Genomic DNA, 22,677 nt, shown 5'->3' with positions numbered 1-22,677 from the left:
CCCTGTCTTCAGGGGAAGGGTTTGGGATGGGGTCTATTACACCGTAATCGTCTTACCCGGCACAGCTACCGGATAGAAGCCATCGGCGTTTGGCAATAATTTCGGCATGGCGTCCCACGCAAGCTTGTCAGGGAACAGGTTGATCTGCGAATTAATCGCTTCGTCCCACGTTACCATCTTACCCGAATACGTTGCCATCCGGCCCATAATCGATGTCATCGTACTTTTTGCCCCGTTTTCGGCATCGGCAAACTTATACATGCCTTTGGCAATGGCCTCAAACAGTTCGTCGTGCTCAACCTGATACGGGTTCGGATCCGGCTTTTTCGCATCGTTCGGGTGCGTATAAATTGCCTGTCCGTTATATTTTTTCAGCACGCTGTTGCGGCCGAATGAGTCTACTTTTCCTTTTGTACCCACAAACTGCTCATCAACCTTGCTGTACGTACCTTCATAGTGCCGGCACTGGCTGTTGATGGTTGTGCCATCGGCATAGACGAAGTCAACAATATGGTGGTCAAAAATTTCACCGTACTCTTTACCTGTACGCACCTGACGACCGCCTGTACCCTGCGCCGATACCGGATACCCTTGTTTTACCCAGTTTGCTACGTCGATGTTGTGAATATGCTGCTCGTTGATATGGTCACCGCACAACCAGTTGAAATAGTACCAGTTACGCATCTGGTGCTCCATTTCAGTCTGATTCGGCTGACGTGGTTTTACCCAGACACCACCACTTACCCAATATACTGAACCACCAACGATATCACCCAGCGCACCATCATGGATGCGTTTGATCATTTCACGGTAGTTGTATTGGTAATGGCGCTGTAACCCTACTACCACGTTCAGTTTTTTCTTCTTCGCTTCTTCAGCCGCTGCCAGCACTTTCCGGACACCCGGCGCATCGGTAGCCACCGGTTTCTCCATGAAAATGTGCTTGTTCTGACGAACCGCTTCTTCAAAGTGCATCGGGCGGAAACCCGGAGGGGTCGCCAGAATAACCACATCAGCCAGGGCAATAGCCTGCTTGTAGGCATCAAATCCGACAAATTTGCGGTCTTCCGGTACGTCTACTTTCTGAGCAGCATCACGGCGTTTGCTCAGGTTGCTATACGCTTCGTCCAGCCGGTCACGGAAGGCGTCGGCCATCGCAACAAGCTTCACATTCTGCTTCGTGTTCAGTGCCTGAGCAGCAGCTCCGGACCCACGACCACCACAACCAATCAACGCAACTTTAATCGTGTCATCGACAGAATGGTGAAAACCTCCTGCCTGAAGACCAAAAGGTAAGCTAGTTAACAGAGCACTACCGGTCAGTAATCCGGAGGCTTTCAGAAATTCGCGACGATTCGATTCGTTCATCATATGCGCTAAGAATTTGGAGAGTTGAGCAGAACACAGGGCATCCGTGCAGAATGTCTTTTTCCTGCTTACTATCCAAAGCGCCACCGCCCTGAAATCTCCTTTTATACTGCGGAATTTAGTCTACTTAATTCTAACGAGAAGCCACTACGTACGGCTGATTCCCAAAAAGGTAGCCGTTAATCATAATCGCGCTGTACCAGACAAACCCGGGTTTTGCAGACTTCGTACCAGTCTTTACGGCCTTTTTCACGCGCAAGTTTGTGTTCAGCGTTGTTTTTCCAGTGCCGGATGGCTTCTTCACTTTCCCAGTACGACACCGTAATCCCCAACCCGTCGCGGGCACTTTCTTCGCCCAGAAAGCCGGGCTGTTGTCTTGCCAGTTCCAGCATACGGCTGGCGGTTTCGGCATACCCGTCGTCGATGTCCGTGCGGACAGAGGTGAAAATAACAGCGTAATACGGTGGCTTCGGTGTCTGTGCAATCATGGCGTTATTGTTGTATACGGGTCCTAAAAATCTCCGCCCAGCGCACGCAGTAACGCAACCGTATAGCCGGCCTCCTGCCCGCGCAGCTGCACCAGCAGTTGCTCCACGTTCAGGATTGTCCGCTGCGCATCCAGTACTTCGAGGTAGGTGGTCAGGCCCCGGATATATAACTCCCGGTTGTATTGCTCAGTCCGGCGGGCCAGCGCCAGCGTCTGCGTTTGGGCGTCAATCTGCTGACGGAGAATCTGTACGTTATCCAGCGCGGTTTCTGCTTCGCGCTGTGCAACCTGAAGCTGCTGCTGGTAGGTCTGCCGGACCGTTTCAACCTGCTGAGTAGCAAGGCTGACGTTCTGCCGGTTACGGCCTCCTTCAAACACCGGTACCGACGCATTGATGCCCAGAAGATAAGTCGCACTGCCCGGTGTAAACCAGGGCCCGATCCGGCCGGACAACAGCCCGCCGGTACCATTGACCGATACGCGGGGCATCTGGGCGGCATTCGTGACGGCCACCTGTGTTTCGGCTGCCTGCGTCAACCGGTCAAGTTGTTGCAGATCAGGACGGCGTTTCAACAGCTCGACAGAAATGTCTGTGTATGGGTAGGTCGGGTAAGCCGCCGGTAAACTACCCGCACTCAATGTAAACTGAGCCGGTGACTGCGCACATAGCTGCGCCAGTCCATTGACCAGCTCTGCACGGCCACGCTGTAGGGTAAGCAGTTGTACCCGCAACTGGGCCAGATCCGTTTCCGCACGCTGCACGTCGATCTGATTGATCAGCCCGACACGGAAGCGCTCGCGGATAATGCCGACCGTTGAGTCGCGGGTCTGCACATTGCGGCGAAAAACGGCCTGTTCGGCATCATTCGCGCGGACCAGCCAGTAGACACGGGCTATCTCCGACGCCAGCACCAGCCGGAACGACCGGTAATCGGCCTCCGATGCCTGGACTTGTAAACTGGCCACCGTTACCCCGTTGCGTATCCGGCGAAACAAATCAAGCTCATACGACGCATCAACGGGCAGTATCTGCAAGGTGTTCATCTGGACCCGCGCCAGCCGGTCCGACGTTACCGGCACCGATACCGGCCGGTATTCCGACAGACTTTGCGTCGATAAAACTGCACCCGAACGGATCGATGGCGACAAATACGATTGAGCAACCTGCACCCGTAACCGGGCTTCTTCGACCCGGCTCAGGGCCGCTTTCAGGTTCGGGCTGTTTGTCAGGCCCAGATTAATCAGTGAATCAAGCGTTGTGTCATGGAAACGGGCCCAGCCTGTAGACTCCGTTGTTTGTGCCTTTGTAAGTTTCACCGGCAACAAGAGCAGCAGGCAAAAACAGGCGGTAAGTACCCTCATAGTCATAGGTGCCGAAGCGGCGTATATCGTACGTATGTGCCATGACCTGAACCGGATAAATGTCAGGTGCCCATGACATCCCCTAAATTACACCGCAGCGAATACATTGCACAGCCGATGTCACCATATCCGCAAAAATTGCTATTCTTGCTTTTTTTAGGTCAATCCCGGTAAGTGGGTTTCTGACAGGATTGCATGATCTGCAACCTCCGGACATGTCAACAACATATTTGCGACAGGATTACATGATTTACAGCAATCTTCCCGTAATCCTGTCAAAACAAAATCAATAATCCTTAATCGGTTTAATACCATAGTAGGCTGCGATTTCTTCCTTACTCGGTGTTTTGGCCGGCCGGACAATCCGGAAACCAACAAAGGAGGCACTCGTCAGCCACCAGTCACTTTTAGGGTTCTGCGGATCCAGTACTTTCCAGGCCGGATCCGACGGAATACGTTTCGCCGAGCGCAGATCAGCCGGTTCGTCATCCCATGAACCGCCACGGGTGCTGTTCGGGTATAGCATCGTCACCGGTGCCCACGGCTCGTTCACCGTACCCTTCGCTTTTTTGGCATAATAGTCTGGTATGTACTGGTCCATCGTCCACTCCAGCACGTTGCCATGCATATCGTGCAGTCCCCAGGGATTTGGCTTCTTAGTACCTATTTTCTTGTATGCGGATCCGCTATTCCCCTTGAAAACAGCATATTGCGGTAATAATTTCGGATCATCGCCAAATGAATAGGCCGTTTTAGTACCGGCACGGCAAGCATACTCCCATTCGGCTTCTGTGGGCAGGCGATAAAAAACGCCGGTTTTGGCATACAGCCACGCACAGAATTTAATGGCGGCATACTGTGTCATATTGATAGCCGGATAGCCCGCCCGTCCCATGCCGAACGACATATCCACGTACGACGGACTAGGCCGGGTGCTGGCATCGGTTTTCGACAAATCGGCACCCTGCGGATACCGGGCGGCCATTTCCTTCTCGATATTTTTCGTCGTGAAGAGATCATAGATGTCCCAGATGACTTCGTATTTACCCATCCAGAACGGCTCAATGGTAACCTTGTGCTGCGGCCCCTCATCCTGACCCCGGCCTTTCTCGCCGGCAGGGCTTCCCATCATAAATTCGCCGCCCGGAATAGCGACCATTTCATACGACTGATTACTGCCGCCAATCGCCTGGGTATACGATTTAAATTCCGTTGAGTTCTGTGCCTGCACCAGTAGTGGGGTTGTTATGGCCAGCACGGCAATCATTTTTTTTGTCAATTGCTTCATTATTCAGAGGCATTCGGTTGTTCTATCCTACTAAAGCACAAATCACGGCATATTTCCTTTGCCGAATCGACTAACTTTGTGTACTTGAAAAGCTTTTTGCCACAAAGGCACTAAGAAATGTAAGATACACAAAGCGTTTATCTTATACGGCCTATTGCTTAATGGCTTTGTGGTCCGGAGAATTAACAATACGATGAATTACCTATCAGCCGAAAATATAGCCAAGTCGTACGGCGACCGGATTTTATTTAAGAACGTCAACTTCGGCATTAGCCGGGGCGACAAAATTGCCATTGTCGGTGCCAACGGCTCCGGTAAAACTACTTTATTGTCCATTCTGTCGGGTATCGTTCCGCCGGAAGACGGCCTCGTTTCCCACCGTAAGGACATTACCGTTGGCTATCTCGACCAGCAGCCCGACCTGAACGATGCACTCACGGTTATGGAGCTGATTCTGGCCGGTGAAAGTGCGCAGCTGAAAGCTGTCCGTGCCTACGAAACAGCGCTGGCCCACAACAATCCGGCCGAGCTGGAACGGGCCATGGTCCTGATGGAAAAACACGAAGCGTGGGATTATGAGGCGCAGGTCCGGCAGATTCTGGGCGAGTTGGGTATCCACGACGTTGAACAATCCGTCGGGACGCTATCGGGCGGGCAGCGTAAACGGGTAGCACTGGCCCGGGTGATGATCCAGAACCCTGACCTGCTGATCCTTGACGAACCGACCAACCACCTCGACCTGGAAGCCATTGAGTACCTCGAAAACTTCCTGACCACCAGCAACGGTACCCTGCTGATGGTCTCCCACGACCGGTATTTTCTGGATGTGGTCTGTAACCAGATTGTCGAACTTGACGGCGGGCAGTTGTATAGCTATAAAGGCAATTACGCCTATTTTCTGGAGAAAAAGGCCGAACGGCTGGCGATTGAAGCGGCTGAACTTGATAAGAACCGTAATACGTTCCGCCGCGAGCTGGAATGGATGCGCCGCCAGCCGAAAGCCCGCAGCACCAAAGCCAAGTACCGCGAAGATGCGTTCGATGATCTCAAGGATAAGGTAAGCGGCAAACGCGGCGCGGCCGAACTCGACCTGAACCTGCGCACCTCACGCCTCGGCAGCAAAATTATGGAGGTCGAAAATCTGTCGAAGCGGTTTGGCGACAAAGTCCTGCTCGATCATTTTACCTATACCTTCAAGCGGTTTGACCGGGTAGGCCTGATCGGGAAAAACGGGATGGGTAAAACCACCCTGCTCGAAATGATGACCGGCAAACTGCGGCCTGATTCGGGGGTGATCACTACCGGTGGGACGGTCAATTTCGGCTATTTTACCCAGTCAGATATTAATATCCCCGAAAATCAGCGGGTGATCGACGTAGTGCAGGATGTAGCCGAAGTGATGAAGCTGGCCACCGGCGAAACCGTGACGGCCAGTCAGCTGCTCCACCACTTCCTGTTCGACCGGCAGAAGCAGTATGACTATGTCCATAAGCTGAGCGGCGGCGAAAAACGGCGGCTGCAACTGCTGCTGGTGCTGGTGAAAAACCCGAACTTTCTGGTTCTCGACGAACCGACCAACGACCTCGACATCACGACGCTGAACGTACTCGAAGAGTTTCTGCTCAACTTCCCCGGCTGCATTCTGATCGTTACCCACGACCGTTATTTCATGGACCGGCTTGTCGATCACGTGTTTGTGCTGGAAGGCGAAGGCAAAGTCCGCGATTTCCCCGGCAATTACACCGATTACCGGGACTGGCGCGATAACCAGCCGAAGAAAACCGAATCCTCAGGTACGGCGGCAGCAAAGAACCAAAAGGCTGTTACTGAGGTTAAAGAGGCAACAGGCAGCGTATCTCCGTCGCCGGAGCCGGCCAAAAAGCGGCTTTCGTTTAAAGAACAGAAGGAATACGAAAACCTGGAAAAAGAAATTGAGGACCTGGAGCAACGCAAAGCCGGTGTTCTGGATCAGTTAAACAGCGGCGGTCATCACGAACAGCTTACGGCATGGGCCCGCGAGCTGGAAGAAATTGACCAGCAGCTGACCGCAAAATCAGACCGCTGGCTCGAGCTGGCAGAATATCTTTAATTGCGATTGATTGAATGATTGGATGATTGAATTAAACGCGTCAGCGATTCAATCATTCAATCACTTAATCAGTCAATCATTGTCAACTACATGGATCAGCTTATCGGCTTTTTTCAGTACCTGCTCAACTCAGAAGAAATTATCCGCACCGGTGGCCTCGTGCTGATTACCCTGATCATTTTTGTTGAAAACGGCCTCTTTTTCGGCTTTTTCCTGCCGGGCGATTACCTGCTGTTTCTATCCGGCGTATTTGCCGGTACCAAGCTCCTGGCGGTGCCGTTCTGGCTCCTGGCCGGCTGCATTTTTGCGGCGGCCGTGCTGGGTTCACTGACCGGATACGGAACCGGATACTTTTTCGGCACCCGCATCCAGGCGCGCCCCGACGGCCTTTTCTTTAAGAAAAAACACATCGAAACCACCCGCCAGTACTTTGATAAGTATGGTAGCCGGACGTTGGTGATTGCCCGTTTCCTGCCGATTGTCCGGACATTTGCCCCTATCCTGTCCGGCATTATCCACATGAATTTCCGTTATTTCATGCTGTATAACATCATCGGCGGAGCTGTATGGGTCATGACACTGGTTGGCAGCGGCTTTTACTTCGGCGAGCGGTTTCCGGGTCTGATCAACTACGTACACTGGATTATCATTTTCTTCCTGGGTATTACGACTTTCACCGTTGTACGCGGTTACCTGAACGCCCGGAAAGAAATGCGGGAGCAGCAGACCGAAAAGGTATAATCTATTCTTTAAACCATTCGGCGTACATCACATAGTTATTGGCCGTCCGCGCAAAGACCTCGCCCAGTTCCGGTGAAACGGCTTTGAGGAATTTAGCCGGATTACCGGCATAAATACTGCCCGGCGGCACAATGGTCCGCTGGGTTACAATGGCACCGGCAGCGATAATACTGCCCTCCCCGATCACAGCCCCGTCCATGACAATAGCACCCATACCGATCAGCACATTGTCTTCGATCGTGCAGCCGTGTACAATCGCGTTGTGCGCAATGGAGACCGAATTGCCAATAATGGTCTGGTGTTTCTGATACGTACAGTGAATCACCGCACCATCCTGAATATTGGTCCGGTCGCCGATGGTGATGCTGTTGACATCGCCCCGAATCACGGCGTTAAACCACACCGTACAATCACGGCCCATAGTTACATCACCAACAATGGTTGCATTATCGGCATACCAGCAGTTTTCGCCGAATTGAGGCGCTTTGCCCCGGACAGATTTTATCAAAGCCATTTGTTCCGTTTTTTGTTGGCCGCTAAGTTACGTCAGGGCATAAAAAAAACGATGCCAGCCAAAGGCCGACACCGTTTCGGGTGGATATAAATTGGGCTAATCCTTTTTCTTTAAATCTTCTTTTACGTCCTTCGCCGCATCTTTTACATTATCGGCAGCACGGTCAAACCAGTCTTCTACGTCGTCGACAACCTTATTTGTTTCGCGGCGTACTTTTTTAAAGTCTTCTTCCGATGAGCGCTGAACCTTATAGTAGGCGTCGCGCAAATCGCTGCGTTTCTTTTCGAGCTCGTCAATTTTCTCTTCGCGGTCCTTGCGGTCACGACGGCTTTCGTCCTTGACGTCCTCTTTCAGCTTATCAATTTTGCTATCGAGCTTGTCCATTTGTTCGTCGATCCGGTCAGCCAGCGAACGACGCTCGTTTGTATACCTGTCACTGCCACGGCTGTCATTATTGCGGTTGCTGTTCCGGTCATTATCGTAGCGGTCTTCTGATGTCCGGTCACGGTCGTCGCGATTGCTCTGATCACGGTTGCGGCCATCAAACAAGCCTCCTAAAAAACCGTTGCGGTTATCGTCGCGGCGGTTATCAGTATCAGCATACCGGTTGTCTTCCCGACGGCTGTCATCATTCCGGCGCATATCACGATCATCATAACGCCGGTCGTCGCTACGACGGTCGTCATACCGGCTGTCGCTGTAACGGTTGTCATCATACCGGCGACTGTCTGAATAACGGCGATCGCTGTTCATGTTGCGATCATCGCTGCGGTAACCATAAGCGTATCCGTCTGTATAACCACGGTCATCGTTCATACGGCGCGGCTGGTCATACCGGCGGTCGTCGCTACGGCTATCAGCATACCGGTTATCATCGTAACGGCGGCTATCTGAGTAGCGGTCGTCGCTGCGGCGGTCGTCGCTACGGCGGCCGTCGTAACGGTTATCGGAATAACGGCTGTCATCATAGCGGCGGTCGTCACTGCGGCGGTCGTCACTGCGGCGATCACTGTTCATGCTGCGATCCTCATCGCTGCGGCGCATGTCGCGGTCGCCGTTACGGAAATAATTTCGTGTATTGTTTCGGTCATAGTCAGTAGAACGGTCATTACTGCGCCGTGAATCACGCTCCATATCACGGTCTGAATCTGCATTGCGGTCACTACGGGCCATACGGTCATCACGGTCACGCGCGTTGCGGTCATCCCGTGAAGCATATTCTGATGTTGACTGACGATCACTACGTGCTTTATCGGAATCGCCGTAGAGCCAGCTTTCCATAGATGCACAAGACGATAGGCTGATAGTTGCCGCAATGAGCGAGCCCACTACCCAGGTTCTTTTTATCATAACGTAGATTTGTAACACTGTTTCACTTACATCACTTACTAAAAATATACCACAGCACTAAAAATTAGTCAGCAGACGGCCTATCCGGAATTAGCTTCTACGTAATCAATGACTTAGCATTAAATAAATTTATCTTTCAAAAGGGTTAACTTAACAAAAACAGAGCAAATCTGTGGAGTAAAATACCTTTTGTGAGGAACAGAATAAACAACTTAAAAGCATTTGATCTTATTAAATCATAGTTAGTTTTGAACCTAAACTATGCTTTGTTAGTGTTACGCATACAAAAGGCTTGTTTTTGCCCCCGAACGGGCCTTAAAGCCTAGCGTCTGGCAAATACGTTGTATAATTTTTTCAGTAAATAATATTTTTATTTTGAGTAAGTCGTTGGCCGGATTAGTAGTTTTACGGCATTTTACTCAATATAGCAATAGTAGAGGTAAGCCATAGTCTAAACTGCAAACCCTAGAACCTTGGAATCAGTATTTTCAACATCGAAACGTAAGCTCCTGCTCGAAATCGCCTGGGAGGTTTGTAATCAGGTAGGCGGCATTTACACTGTGATCCGGTCGAAGGTACCGGCGATGGTCGAAAAATGGGATGATAATTACGTTTTATTAGGTCCATATTTTCCACAAAAAGCAGCGGCAGAATTTGAACCCATTACCGATTCGGATGAAACCGAAATCGGGCAGACGGTCCGGAAAATGCGCCAGATGGGTTATGAAGTTGAATACGGCTACTGGCTCGTAACCGGTCGCCCACGGGTCGTGCTCTTCAACGTTCAGAGCATTATGGCGCAACTCAACACCATTAAGGCAGGTTTATGGGAACGTCATCAGCTCTCCACGCTGAATGTCGAAGACCTGGTCAATCAGGTAATCGGTTTCGGAGAAATGGTCCGTGTATTCCTGACCCTGCTGGCCGACGACCACGCGAAGCGGGTCGACCTGTGCGCCCACTTCCACGAATGGATGGCCAGTACGGGCTTGCCTGACCTGCGCCGCGATAATGTCAAAATTGCTACCGTATTTACCACCCATGCCACCATGCTGGGCCGTTATCTGGCACAGAACGTCGATGGATTCTATGGTAAACTGCCTTTCTTCGACTGGCAGAAAGAAGCTAAAAACTACGGTATCGAAGCCCAGGCCACTATCGAGCGGCTATCGGCCCTGCAATGCCACGTCTTTACGACCGTCAGCGATGTGACTGCCCGCGAATGTGAAGTATTTCTGGGCCGGAATCCGGACCTGATCCTGCCGAACGGCCTCAACGTGACCCGGTTTGCGGCAACCCACGAGTTCCAGAACCTGCACGTCAAGTTCAAGGCCAATATTCACGAGTTTGTGATGGGCCACTTCTTCCAGAATTATTCATTCGATCTTGACAAGACCCTATACTTCTTTACATCCGGACGGTTTGAATTTGTCAACAAAGGCTACGACGTAACCCTCGAAGCCCTTGCCCGACTCAACTGGCGGATGCGCGAAGCGGGCATGGACATGACCGTCGTGATGTTCATGGTTACCAAACAGCCCTTCCGCTCGATCAACCCCGATGTACTGCATACCCGGGCACTGCTCGACGAAATTCGTGATACGGCGAAAAACATCGAGCAGCAGGTCGGCGAAAAGCTATTCCTGGAGTCGGCAGCGTCCAGCGATCTGACCATGCCGGATCTCAACAAATTTGTCGACGAATACTGGCGGCTCCGGTTACGGCGTACGATTCAGAGCTGGAAGACGAAAAAACTGCCAAGCTTCGTAACCCACGATCTGGTACAGGAAGATGCCATGACGGATTATATCCGGCGGTGCGGCCTGATGAATCATGCCCATGACCGGGTTAAAGTGGTGTATCACCCTGATTTTATTGCCTCAACCAACCCGCTGTTCGGGCTTGATTACGGTCAGTTTGTCCGTGGGTGTCACCTCGGTATTTTCCCGAGCTACTACGAACCGTGGGGCTATACCCCGCTGGAATGCGTTGTGCGCGGCATTCCGACCGTTACCAGCGACCAGTCGGGCTTCGGGGATTTTATCATGCAGATTATGCGTGATTATGAAAACCGCGGCATTTATGTCGTTAACCGCCGGTCACAGACGTTCAACGAGGCCGCCGATCAGCTGGCCAACATCCTCTTCAAGTTTGTCCGGGCCAGCCAGCGCGACCGGATCATGCAGCGGAACCGCGTTGAAAGCATTGCCGAGGTCTTTGACTGGAGTAACCTGCGTTCGTATTATGACACGGCACACGATTTAGCCGTTAAACGCCGTAAGCCTTAAGCAGCGTAAAGCGCTTTTCATAACTGCTGTATGCTACAGAGGCTGATAACCCGTTGTAGCATACAGCATTTTTCTTTTTCAGTATGCACATCCGAATTGGCATTATCAATGTATCTGACCGCGCCAGCGCCGGTATCTACGAAGATATTCCGGGCAAGGCCGTTGTCTCTCTGCTAAACCAATACCTGACCTCGGCCTGGGAGCCGGTTTATCGCGTCATTCCCGATGAGCAGGACCAATTGTCGGCGGCCATGATTGATATGGCCGACAACCACCAATGCTGCCTGATCGTGACGACGGGCGGTACGGGCCCTGCCCTGCGCGACGTCACACCCGAGGCCACCGAAGCAGTTTGTCAGAAAATGCTCCCCGGCTTTGGCGAACTGATGCGGCAGGAAAGCCTGAAGTACGTACCAACGGCCATCCTCTCCCGCCAGACCGCCGGTATCCGTAACCAGACACTGATTGTGAACCTGCCCGGTAAACCAACCGCCATTGAGCAATGCCTGTCTGTGGTTTTTCCGGCCATTCCGTACTGCATCGACCTGATCGGCGGACCTTATCTGACCTGTAACAGCGACGTTATTAAGATTTTCCGGCCTAAACAGGCGTAGTGTTATGCGTGATTACCAACCGATCGGTGTCTTTGATTCGGGTTATGGCGGGTTAACCATTCTCAAATCCATCGTCAGCAAACTGCCGCAGTACGACTATGTGTATCTGGGAGACAACGCCCGCACGCCCTACGGCACACGTTCCTTCGACACCGTTTACCAATACACCCTGGAATGTGTAAAGCATCTGTTCGACATGGGGTGCAGGCTGGTTATTCTGGCCTGTAACACGGCTTCGGCCAAGGCGTTGCGGAATATTCAGCAGCTGGACCTGCCGCATCTCGCACCTGATCGGCGGGTACTGGGTGTTATCCGGCCGACCACCGAAATCATCGGCGAATACAGCCCGTCAAGACACATTGGTATTCTGGCTACGCGCGGAACCGTAACGTCAGAGTCGTATCTGGTCGAAATCGAAAAGTTTTTTCCGGATATAGCCGTTTATCAGGAAGCCTGTCCGATGTGGGTACCGCTGGTCGAAAACGGTGAGCATACCAGCCCCGGAGCGGATTATTTTGTCCGTCAACACATTGACCGGTTGCTCAGCCAATCACCGGCCATCGATACCGTGCTGCTTGCCTGCACGCATTACCCCCTGTTACTACCTAAAATTCAGGCCTTTATGCCGGAGCAGATTACGGTACTGAGCCAGGGCGATATTGTTGCCAACAGCCTGGCCGATTACCTGAACCGGCACCCCGATATGGAGGCACAATGCAGCAAGCAAGGTAAACGGACCTTTTACACAACCGATTCAACCGAAGAATTCGGGCGGCAGGCCAGTCTGTTCTGGGGCACACCGGTCGAAGCGTCGAAGCTGACGCTATAAAATGTAATGGATAATGTGTAATGAATAATACTGTCAATAATGGGGTTCAGCTTCTATCCACACCGAAAGCCGGAACGCCCATTATTCATTATTCATTATCCCCCCTCACCGCCCAACGACAAAATATAATCAACCATTTCAGTGGCTTCGGCGGCATCAAGCTGCGGGTGAGCACTCATTGTATGGGTACCCCACACGCCCCCGCCGCCCCGGATTACCTTTTCCGCCAGCTTTTCCTTCAGGCTTTTCCGATACTGATACCGGTGTGCTATTTCGCGGAAAGACGGGGCGGCCATCCGCTGGTTTTCCGCATGACAGCTCCGGCAATCACTCTGATTAATCAGCCTTTGCCCTTTGGCACCGGCCAACGCCAGTAAGGGTTTATCCGGTGGTACGGAGCCTGCGTTCAGGTTATAGTCAATCCGAACAAGGCTTGCATCCGCATTTTTGTGCCAGAAGCCACTCCCGTATTCCAGCAGGTATAAAGCCCCATCGCGGCTGAACGCCAGATCAACCGGTTTATTAAATACCGTTCCGGCCATGAACGGCTCCATGCGCTGATAGCTCCCATGCGGCGTTAACCAGATAGCGGTCAGCTGGTTCCGCATCCAGTCAAAGGCAAACAAGGCCTGATCGTAATAAGCGGGCACGGCTCCTTTTTTACCTGATAACGAAGCATGATAAACGGCACCAACCATGGCGGCGCGCCCCCCTTCACCCAGCAACGGAAACCGCTCTGACTCTGTATACGGATACCAGATCAGGGCCGGTTGTGCGGGCGGGAGCCGATGCGTTCCGGTGTTATTCAACGAGTAATTCCTCAGCTGAGCCGGATTAAACAGCGCCCCGAAACGGTCTTCGGTAAAGTCATAGGCACGATAGGGCTGATTGTCGGCCACTACATAGGGCCAGCCATAATTACCGGCCTGCGTTGCCATATTTATTTCGTCGTAACCGCGCGGGCCGTGGTAATCGTCTTTACCATCGTCAGGGCCAATCTCCCCCCAAAACAGTCGTTTAGTGACTGCATCATACGTAATCCGGTACGGGTTCCGGCAACCCATGATGTAAATTTCCGGACGGCCATCGGCTGGAGCAAATAAATTACCCGCCGGAATGGTATACGTTCCATCGGGCACCGGATGAATGCGCAGGATTTTGCCCCGCAGATCACGGCTGTTGGCGGCCGTTCGCTGAGCGTCATAGATGGTGCGGCCAACCCGTTCGTCAATCGATGCGTAGCCATCCTCCACAAAAGCTGCCGTATTATCACCGACAGACAAAAATAGATTACCGGCTTCGTCAAAGGCCATCGAGCCGCCGGTATGGGCATTGTTTTCGACCTCCCATGGAATCTCTAGTAAGACCTTTTCGGTGTGGTAAAGCAGGCTATCCCCCAGTGTAAATCGGGAAAGCCGCTGCCGGAGCGGTTCGCTACGCGGCGTATAGTAAAGGTATACGTGTTTTGACTGGCTGAAATCAGGGGCTAATGCAAGTCCCAGCAAACCAAGCCCCCGATCGGTCAGCACGGGCAGCTGATTTAATTTCCGGACTTGCTGATGGCTCGGATTATATTCGCGGAAAGCGCCATACCGATCAATAAAAAACACGCGCTGATCGGCCGCCACAGCCAGCTCCATCGGCTCGTCCAGATGATCGGCCAGCACCGTCCGCGTAAAGCACTGCTCATCAATACCGGTTTTAGCTGACAATGAAGCTACTGTAGTCCAGCGCATCGGCTCTTTTTGCTGCTTTTCCGTATCCGCAATGGTCAGAAAGCCAAAGCAGACACTCAGCAAAAGAACTAACACAAGTTTGTGGATCAGACAGCGCATTTTGTCAGAAAATGTTAACTAGTTTTGTCGTACGCTTATCAAATATAAGACAAGTCACTCTAATCTTTATAAGTAAACATCTATCTATTCACAAACGGTTACGTATGCAGTCAGAAATACGGGTTGGTCTGCTTCTGGATAACTTACAAGTGCCGCACTGGCAGCACGCGCTGGTAGAAGCCCTGCTGACAGCTAACATAGCTACGGTTTCTGTTCTTGTGGCACCGCCACCGGTTTCGGCACCTCATTCGTTTCTGTTTAATTTGTTTACACGGCTCGATCACGCCGCTTTTGCCCGCAATACCCAACCGGATGCACTCGCGGTCAGGACACTCAGCGGTTTGCCGGTCTACGATGCCGGTAATCTCGCTTCGTATACGCCGGATGTACTCCTTGACTTTCGCCGGCAGCCCTCTCCTATCGTTTTTCCGGAAACGACTTCAGGCGTCTGGGCCGTTTGCGGAGCCGGTGGACAGCCCTGGTCATTACCAGGCGTACAGGAAACCAGTCACGGTCAGCCGGTTGCCGAAGTACGGCTGGTAATGCAGGCTGCATCCGGCAATCGTTCCGTTGTGCTGGCCCAATCGTGGGTATCGACGCATCCGGTTTCGCCGCATCTGACACGCAACCACCTTTGCTGGCGGGCCTCGCAGTTGATTCTCCGGAACCTGAAGCAGCTGCACCGGACCGGCCCCGACGCGTTCCGGCGATGGGCTGACCAGCAACCGGTTTCCGATAAAATACCCGCCGGACTGGCCGTTTCCCTTTCACAATCCATCGGTTTGGTTGCCCGTTACAGCCAGGCCATTGTCCGGAAAATACGTCAGCGGTCCCGTTTTCAGGATCAGTGGTTTTTACTGTACCGTTTCGAAAACCTGAATCCGGCAACTGATTTTGCAGCGTTTACCCGCATTATGCCTCCGAAAGGCATGCAGTTCTGGGCCGATCCCCACGTTGTTTTTCATGAAAACCGCTGGTATGTGTTTCTGGAAGAATTGCCCGAAGGAGCATCCAGAGCCCATATTTCGGTCATGGAACTGAAACCCGACGGTAGCTACACCATGCCGGAGCGCATACTGGAACGACCGTATCACCTGTCCTATCCGTTTGTGTTCCGGTGGCAGGAGACGTATTATATGATACCGGAAACGATGGACAACCAGACCATCGAGCTTTACCGCTGTGTCGATTTCCCGATGAAATGGGAGCTTGCCGGTAATCTCATGACCGGTATTCAGGCCGTTGACGCCACGGTGCTCTATCACGATGATACGTGGTGGTTGTTTGCATCCGAAACGGACAAAGGTCTGAAGCCGTGGGACGAGCTGTCCGTTTTTTATACCAACGACCTGTTCAACGGCCCCTGGACGCCCCATCCGAAGAATCCGGTTGTGTCTGATGTTCGCCGTGGCCGGCCGGCCGGCCGCATCTTTCAGCATCAGCATCAGTTGTACCGACCTTCGCAGAACAGTTCGGGTATGTATGGCTACGGCTTGAATCTGAACCGCATTACCGTGCTGACGAAAACAGACTACCAGGAAGAAACGATCCGGACTGCTACGCCCGACCTAGTACCTGATCTGGAAGGTCTGCATACATTCAGCCACGATCACGGACTGACCGTAATTGATGGTTTCTGGTGGAAGCCTAACGCTTAAAGCAAGTATAAAGCAATTGACGCCCATGAAGGCATTTTACCCGTTTCTCGTTTCCATATCGCTGGTCATCTTATCGATGACGGGCATACTGTCCTGTAAAAACCGTGTCATTGAAACGGTTACGCTGACCGGCATGGTCGATTTTGACCGGTACAAACCCGATAAATCGGGGGCTGCCGATGTCAGTTCCTTATTGCAACAGGCTATTGATGACTGCGTTGATCAGCAATGTATTCTGCTGCTGAGCGCCGGTACGTACCGGCTTGATAAGACGGTCAACATCCGCGGAGCACTGACGATACGGGGAGCCGGTAAGGCAACCACGACCGAACGGGGCGTTACCAGGCTCATTACTACCTCACTGACCAATACGCTGATCAATGTCGAGGCCGGTGGCAAAAACGTGGTTTTCGAAGATTTTTCGCTGGAGAATACGGCCACGGCGAACCCTACTGCCGGTAGCGGTCTGCGGATCGTCGACGCCGACGGGACAATACTGAACCGGATGTCGTTCATTAACTTCTTTAACAACATCAGCGTCGAAAGCGGCATTTACTGGAAAGTAAATCAATGCTCGGTGTTTGATCCGGTCAATTACGGTATCTGGATCCGGAATACGAAGGTGGCCGACATCGGCGACATGAGCATTACCGCCACCGATTTTGTGACCAACTACATGCAGGAGCGCTCGCCGGTTGCCGCTATTCAGTGGCAAAGCGGGGGCGGACTGCGGTTCCAGAACAATAAAATCAACTGGGCGGGCGGTTCACGGTGGCAGTACGGACTGCGGCTGATGCCGGATGCCGGTGTGCAGACCTCTGATTTCCTGATCACCGGTAACAGCATCGAAAACTGTACCGTTCACGGCCTTTATGTCGGGGCAACAAACAGCAACTATACGATCAACTCCCTGATTATGACAGGGAATCAGTTTGGCATCATTCACGACACGTCGGTCTTCCTCGACCTGCCGAACCGCGACGATAACCCGGACAACCAAGGGTTGCAGAGTGTCGAGATTACGGGCAATCAGTTGTACGGGCAGTGGGGTATCCGGGCGCGTAATGTGAGTTATCTCAATATCGGTTCCAACCATTATTCGGTATCGGTCGGGATGGTAAAGATAGGTCGGTGTCACAGTGTCGGATACGTACCGGGCAACCTCAAGCCTTTTCCAAATCCGAATGGCCATATTCTGTACGAAAATGAAACGGCCGATGAGCTGGCCACAGCGCAGGGCAATTTACAGCTCAACTTCAGCCGCGAGATACCTACGGCTAACGATGGCGCCCTTTATGACATTACCGTCAGTTCGCGGGCGGGCAGCATGATTACTGCCGATGCAACCGGTACCGTTAACGGCGTCGGTGATTTTGCCACACACGTGGTCCGCTATGTCAGCCAGAACGGTAGTGATACCCCCAACATGGCCGTCGTCGGTAACGACTTCACGACCGGCAACGCTGCCTCCCTGAACTGGCTGCCGTCCAATGATAAAGTTACCTTACAGATTGCCGGTCGGGGCGGCGCGGCTCAGGGCACCCTGCGTCTGTCCATCGCCGGGCCACTGAAGAAAATTGTGCAGCGGTGAGGGCGTATATTCTTTCTTTCCACGAAAGACTTTCCATGAAAAGCATTTCGTCTAATTAGATAAACGCTCTAGCTCAGCCTGTGCTAATGTGAGCTTATCTGAATTTATCTCGAATAACTCCAGCCACCTGCCAAAACCGCCATCGTTTTTACCCGCTGCTCTTTTTGCTGCGGCGGCTTTGCGTTCTTCACTTTCTTTAACAACTCTGCTTACCATAATTCTGCCTTTGGCAGCCCTATCTTTTAATTCGCTGGCAGGAATTTTGCCCGCTAATTTCTTTAGTGCAGCGACCAGAACCAGTAAGGAATTTGACTCTGATGCCAGTAATGCATCAACATAATATGTAATTGCATCACTATTGCCGCTTTCCAGAACCCCATAGCGTACCAAAAGTATCTGTGCGTAATACCCACGAAAAACGTTTGTTGCAGGGTCATCGGCGTACTTACTGATAAACGCTTTATACTTTTTGTCAGCATCTTGCCAGTCTACCTTTCCCGCAGGTTTCTCTTCAATTCCGCTTTCTTTGAAGTAGCGGATTCGGTTTTGCACCCATCGCATACGATCCAGATCCGTCATAGAATTAAACCTCTCGTGGCTCAACCCTAAGTGCATCACGTTAACGTTTAAGTTAATCTGGTTTTCGTTCGCTACAGAATCACGTTGACATAGAGCCGACCTACCTATCATCAGGACTACCAGTAAAACCATTGCCACCGTTTTCATGAATATTTTTTAGCTATATCTCAGATTTCTTATTCATACGAATTTTATAATATCGCTTTATAAGCCTCAAAATACATATTTATATTTTCTTATTTATTTGCAAGCATTCAACAGGATTACACTAAATCTCATCACACAAACAGTAGCTGGCGGAGCTGTCCCCCGCTGGAGGCTAAGCTTGTAAGGGTTTTAGTCGTGTTTTACCTCACCCCTGCCCCTCTCCTGAATCGTCGGCCCAGCCTGAAAAACAGGAGAGGGGATGCGTTTCAAAGCTCTAAGGCCCCTCTCCTTATTTCAAGGGGAGGGGTTGGGGTGGGGTACATGACGTTCGAATCCAGCCAAGGCCTTACTTTTCAAAACCCCTACAAGCTTAGCCTCCAAAGGGGGACAGCTCCGCCAGCATAACCGTCAAGGCTTTCCGGCACTTACTGTTTCCTGCGCCTCTTTCCAGAGGGGGATAGCTCCGCTGACATGCCCTTCCCTTACCCCTACACCACTTCCGGTCGTTTGCGCTGAAAAAAGGATTGCGTGGAGCTTATAAGGTAGTGCCAGTTCATATAGCGGCCGTCAAGCAGCGAGATGGAGGCCCGTTTCAGGCTGATGTACAGGCAGGTGCAGATAAACAACTCCATGAACACCAGCGAAAACGCCGTACCGATGTAGCCGAACCAGTTAGCCATTGCGGCATTCAGCGTTACACCGACCACAGCCGCCAGACAGGTTACCCGGAAAAAGGCAGCATCCATCTTCAGGTTGATCATGGTCTGAATGCCAAAAAACGAGTTGCAGTTGACAATAAACGGCTGAAAGGCCAGAATCCGCAGCACGAGTACGGCCGGTGCAAACTGCTCGCCGTAGATGATGTAGATCACCAGCGGGCTCATGACAAAAATGCTCAGGCTATACACAAACGCGAAGGCAAACGAAAACGGAATCAGCCGCCGCACCACCTCAACGCCCTCCGCCTGACTCCGCCCGAACGCCGCACCGATGTAGGGAAACAGCGTGTTGTTGATCGGGTAAAACAGCAGAGCCTGCGCCACCCCAATCAGCCGGTTGGCTGCCGTGTACTGCCCGACCTGCTCTGCATTCTGGAAAATACCAAGAATAACAATGCTCGTTGTCGTGTAGAGGTTCATCGTTACTTGCGTCATAAACACCGTTTTACCTTCCCACAACGACGCCCGCACCGATGGCCAGTGCCAGCCCCTGAGCCGGATGCCGTACCGGACCAGCGCATAGGCAAATGCCCCGACGCCCACCACAACCTGCGCCACGCTCATGGCCAGCGGTTGCCAGAAATAATCGGCTTCCTGCCGGACCAGCAGGAGAATTACCACCGTGAAAATAACTTTCGAGAGGAGATTAAATAAGGCCAGCTGCCGCATGTGCTGCATACCCTGAAAGAGCCAGTTCGGCGTAATCACGTACGCAACCGTAATCAGGTACGAAAACAGGGCTACCCGCCCGTCGGCGCTGAATTTGGGCATCAGCCCGTATACTAGCCCGAAACCGATACTTGATACCAGAAACAAGAGGAGTTTGGTATACAGCACCGTACTGAACAGGTGATTAACCTTATCCGGATCGTCCTGATATTGCGCCACCTGCCGGGTAGCGGTCAGGTCAAAACTGTAGTTGACGACCAGCGTAAAGTAAGCAACAATGGCAGCGGCATAATTGATAACCCCCAGCTTTTCGGGGCCCACAATCCGGGCAATGATGGGGAGGGTCAGCAGCGGCAATACCAGGTTGGCAACCTGTACGCCGCCCGTCCAGGCAATATTTTGTAAAATCGTCTTTTTATCAGACATGCGGTAAAACTGATTCTGACAGGCTCAATAGCTTTGCTTTAAAACGCAGACAAAGCACAAACGCCTTATAGTCAACTATTTACCACATAGCCTCATAGATAATTAAAGATTTGCTGTCTTCTTATATGTTCTATGTGACTATGTGGTAAAGTTAAGATTTAAGGCTTCGTTAAAACGGGTTTAGGCAAAGGGACGGAGGCTGTCGTCCCGTTTGCCTGCTCCTCCAGAAACCAGAGGTTAGCCCACTTCATAAAACCATACAGGGCAAACAATACGCAGAGGATAAACCCCCGCGTGCCGTCCCGGTAGCCTTGTTTTCGTATGTAGCGTACAAAAAAATCTTTAACCGGCTGATACACCAGACGCGTTTTCGAAAAGCGCATACCGTGTTCATAATCATACCGGCTTTCAACATCCGCATAGAATCCGATTGTTTTTACCACGTATTTTTCGATGGTCGGATACGCCAGATGGTAATAGAAATACCGTTTGTCGAGATGTAACGGCGCTTTGGCCAGCTCAGCCACCCGCAGAAAACCACGGTGCGCCCGTAGTTCAGAGTCATCGAACGTCTCCAGATATAACGCTTTCCGGAACAGCCGTACCTGCTCATAAAAAAAGCCCCCGTGTTCTACGTAATCCCCGAAGTAGAGATTTTTCGACCAGAGGAACACGGCATCGTACGCCTGCGTGATCACTTCCCGTATCTTATCTGCCGTTTGGGGCGCCATGCGCTCGTCAGCATCCAGGACCAGCACCCACTCGCCTGACGCGGCTGAAACAGCCGTATACCGGGCAAGCTCGGCTACCGGTTCCTTTTTATGATAGACAACTTTTGCCCCGAGCGATGTCGCAATAGCAACGGTTTGGTCGGTACTGTACATATCGCAGATGACCACCTCATTGGCCAGATGCAGCGCACTCAGGATGCAGTCGGCAATATCGCTCTCGTTGTTATAGGTGTTAATGACAAGACTCAGCATCACAGGTTATTAACAGGTTTGCCGACACCGGCTGGTACTACCCCTGGTGTCAGCAGGTTTTTATAAATCTCCGCCAGCTGCGTAAAAACGGCTTCCGGATAAAAGCCACGGATCATCCGCGCCGATTCGCGGCCCATCATTTCGACCAGCCCGTTTTCGGTCAGCATCCGCTGAATAGAGGCATAAATCTCATCACGGTCGCCGGGTTCTACCAGAAAGCCGTTCTGATCATGAACGACCATATCGGGGATACCGCCAATGCGGGTTGAAATCACCGGCATTTTATAGCTCATGGCTTCCAGAATTGATAAGGGTAATGCCTCGTTATAGGAAGGCAGTACAAACACATCCGACGTCAGCAGCAATTCGGTTTTCTTCTGACCCGATACCCAGCCGGCAAACGTCACCATGTCCTCCAGTCCGTATTCGCGGATAGTCTGCTGCACCCGCTCCGTTTCGCCGTTGCCGCCAATGGTCAGGGTAATGTTACCGGCCCACTCTTTTTTGTGTTCGTAGAACACGTCGAGCAGGTCGAAAATACCTTTACGCTCGCCGATCAGCCCCAGAAAGAGCAGTTTCAGCGGACCCGTCCGCTGCCGGCTGACCGGCACCACGGGCGGACTGACTACGTTAGGCAATACCATCACATTCGCCCTGGCAAACCGCCGGGTGTAGAGCCGTTTCCAGCCTTCAGACAAGCAGATGACCACGTCGCTGCCTTCGACCGTTTCACGTACCCATCCCTGCACGCGCGAGGAACGGCTCATGTAAAAATCGAGAAAGCTGCCACTGTGAATGTGGTAAATGACCTTGCGGTTAAACAACCCTTTGGCTGCCTTAAACAGCAGGTATTTCCGGTAAAAACTCCCTTCTGCCGCCCCGTGAATATGGACAATCTCAATGTCTTTATCCCGCCACAAACGCCAGCAGAAACGGGTGTACTGCACCGCAAAATATGGTATATACAACAGCTTGTTTTTAAACGGGCGATAGGATGCCAGACATTTAAAAGGGCTGAAATAGCGTGCATAAATGGCAATAACTCCCCCAATACCACCCCTGTTATGCACATGGTGTGGCCCCGTCAGCAGCACATGCTTCGTCAGATGTTCGGTCAACATATTGTCAGGTCTGATCTTT

General features: G+C 51.9%; 18 protein-coding genes. 7 read left to right on the top strand and 11 right to left on the bottom strand.

Annotated elements, in window-relative coordinates:
* Positions 1 to 36 precede the first annotated feature (36 nt).
* The 4 genes from AC23NW_RS07145 to AC23NW_RS07130 all read right to left on the bottom strand — a co-directional run bounded on the left by AC23NW_RS07145 (position 37) and on the right by AC23NW_RS07130 (position 4,484).
* Positions 37 to 1,371, bottom strand: coding sequence for a Gfo/Idh/MocA family protein (locus AC23NW_RS07145; RefSeq protein ID WP_293839970.1), 1,335 nt, complete (start codon positions 1,369 to 1,371; stop codon positions 37 to 39).
* A 176-nt stretch (positions 1,372 to 1,547) separates the two neighbouring features.
* A complete protein-coding gene (locus AC23NW_RS07140; protein WP_293839967.1) occupies positions 1,548 to 1,856 on the bottom strand; it encodes an antibiotic biosynthesis monooxygenase family protein in 309 nt (102 codons plus the stop codon).
* Positions 1,857 to 1,879: 23 nt separating this feature from the next.
* Positions 1,880 to 3,217, bottom strand: coding sequence for an efflux transporter outer membrane subunit (locus AC23NW_RS07135; protein WP_487448577.1), 1,338 nt, complete (start codon positions 3,215 to 3,217; stop codon positions 1,880 to 1,882).
* 286 nt (positions 3,218 to 3,503) lie between these two features.
* Positions 3,504 to 4,484, bottom strand: a complete 981-nt coding sequence (locus AC23NW_RS07130) for a formylglycine-generating enzyme family protein (protein ID WP_293839984.1) — start codon at positions 4,482 to 4,484, stop codon at positions 3,504 to 3,506.
* A 214-nt stretch (positions 4,485 to 4,698) separates the two neighbouring features.
* On the opposite strand from AC23NW_RS07130, the gene AC23NW_RS07125 reads away from it, so the two are divergent.
* Positions 4,699 to 6,594 carry an ABC-F family ATP-binding cassette domain-containing protein gene (locus AC23NW_RS07125; protein WP_487448575.1) on the top strand — a complete coding sequence of 632 codons (1,896 nt, stop codon included), beginning with the start codon at positions 4,699 to 4,701 and terminating at the stop codon, positions 6,592 to 6,594.
* Positions 6,595 to 6,684: 90 nt separating this feature from the next.
* On the top strand, positions 6,685 to 7,335 hold the full coding sequence (locus tag AC23NW_RS07120) for a DedA family protein (RefSeq protein WP_293839960.1): 651 nt from the start codon (positions 6,685 to 6,687) through the stop codon (positions 7,333 to 7,335).
* A 1-nt stretch (position 7,336) separates the two neighbouring features.
* Here the strand turns inward: AC23NW_RS07120 and AC23NW_RS07115 are convergent, their stop codons facing one another.
* Together AC23NW_RS07115 and AC23NW_RS07110 are read right to left on the bottom strand one after the other, a co-directional pair.
* Positions 7,337 to 7,849, bottom strand: coding sequence for a gamma carbonic anhydrase family protein (locus AC23NW_RS07115; protein WP_487448574.1), 513 nt, complete (start codon positions 7,847 to 7,849; stop codon positions 7,337 to 7,339).
* Positions 7,850 to 7,945: 96 nt separating this feature from the next.
* Positions 7,946 to 9,199, bottom strand: a complete 1,254-nt coding sequence (locus tag AC23NW_RS07110) for a sll1863 family stress response protein (RefSeq protein WP_487448572.1) — start codon at positions 9,197 to 9,199, stop codon at positions 7,946 to 7,948.
* A 473-nt stretch (positions 9,200 to 9,672) separates the two neighbouring features.
* On the opposite strand from AC23NW_RS07110, the gene AC23NW_RS07105 reads away from it, so the two are divergent.
* The 3 genes from AC23NW_RS07105 to murI all read left to right on the top strand — a co-directional run bounded on the left by AC23NW_RS07105 (position 9,673) and on the right by murI (position 12,930).
* Positions 9,673 to 11,487 (top strand): glycosyltransferase, encoded by a 1,815-nt coding sequence (locus AC23NW_RS07105; RefSeq protein ID WP_293839953.1) that lies wholly within the window; start codon positions 9,673 to 9,675, stop codon positions 11,485 to 11,487.
* Between the two features lie 83 nt (positions 11,488 to 11,570).
* Complete coding sequence (gene mog / locus AC23NW_RS07100) at positions 11,571 to 12,101, top strand: molybdopterin adenylyltransferase (protein WP_293839950.1); 531 nt, start codon at positions 11,571 to 11,573, stop codon at positions 12,099 to 12,101.
* Positions 12,102 to 12,105: 4 nt separating this feature from the next.
* Complete coding sequence (gene murI / locus AC23NW_RS07095) at positions 12,106 to 12,930, top strand: glutamate racemase (RefSeq protein ID WP_487448569.1); 825 nt, start codon at positions 12,106 to 12,108, stop codon at positions 12,928 to 12,930.
* 95 nt (positions 12,931 to 13,025) lie between these two features.
* Here murI and AC23NW_RS07090 read toward each other — a convergent pair whose 3' ends face one another.
* Entirely contained in the window at positions 13,026 to 14,765 is a 1,740-nt protein-coding gene (locus tag AC23NW_RS07090; protein ID WP_487448567.1) for a PQQ-dependent sugar dehydrogenase, read from the bottom strand.
* A 104-nt stretch (positions 14,766 to 14,869) separates the two neighbouring features.
* On the opposite strand from AC23NW_RS07090, the gene AC23NW_RS07085 reads away from it, so the two are divergent.
* Both AC23NW_RS07085 and AC23NW_RS07080 read left to right on the top strand, forming a co-directional pair.
* Complete coding sequence (locus AC23NW_RS07085; RefSeq protein WP_487448565.1) at positions 14,870 to 16,423, top strand: glucosamine inositolphosphorylceramide transferase family protein; 1,554 nt, start codon at positions 14,870 to 14,872, stop codon at positions 16,421 to 16,423.
* A 25-nt stretch (positions 16,424 to 16,448) separates the two neighbouring features.
* Positions 16,449 to 18,014 carry a right-handed parallel beta-helix repeat-containing protein gene (locus AC23NW_RS07080; protein WP_487448563.1) on the top strand — a complete coding sequence of 522 codons (1,566 nt, stop codon included), beginning with the start codon at positions 16,449 to 16,451 and terminating at the stop codon, positions 18,012 to 18,014.
* Positions 18,015 to 18,065: 51 nt separating this feature from the next.
* On the opposite strand, the gene AC23NW_RS07075 is transcribed toward AC23NW_RS07080, so the two are convergent.
* The 4 genes from AC23NW_RS07075 to AC23NW_RS07060 form a co-directional block, all read right to left on the bottom strand.
* Positions 18,066 to 18,740, bottom strand: coding sequence for a hypothetical protein (locus AC23NW_RS07075; RefSeq protein WP_487448561.1), 675 nt, complete (start codon positions 18,738 to 18,740; stop codon positions 18,066 to 18,068).
* A 488-nt stretch (positions 18,741 to 19,228) separates the two neighbouring features.
* Entirely contained in the window at positions 19,229 to 20,554 is a 1,326-nt protein-coding gene (locus AC23NW_RS07070; RefSeq protein WP_293845024.1) for a flippase, read from the bottom strand.
* A gap of 158 nt (positions 20,555 to 20,712) precedes the next feature.
* Entirely contained in the window at positions 20,713 to 21,537 is an 825-nt protein-coding gene (locus tag AC23NW_RS07065) for a glycosyltransferase family 2 protein (protein WP_487448922.1), read from the bottom strand.
* On the bottom strand, positions 21,537 to 22,658 hold the full coding sequence (locus tag AC23NW_RS07060; RefSeq protein ID WP_487448559.1) for a glycosyltransferase family 4 protein: 1,122 nt from the start codon (positions 22,656 to 22,658) through the stop codon (positions 21,537 to 21,539). The genes AC23NW_RS07065 and AC23NW_RS07060 overlap by 1 nt, the downstream gene beginning before the upstream one ends.
* Positions 22,659 to 22,677: the final 19 nt, after the last annotated feature.

Source organism: Arsenicibacter sp. R0_47, assembly GCF_057652235.1.
This window is presented reverse-complemented; position numbering and strand designations above follow the sequence as displayed.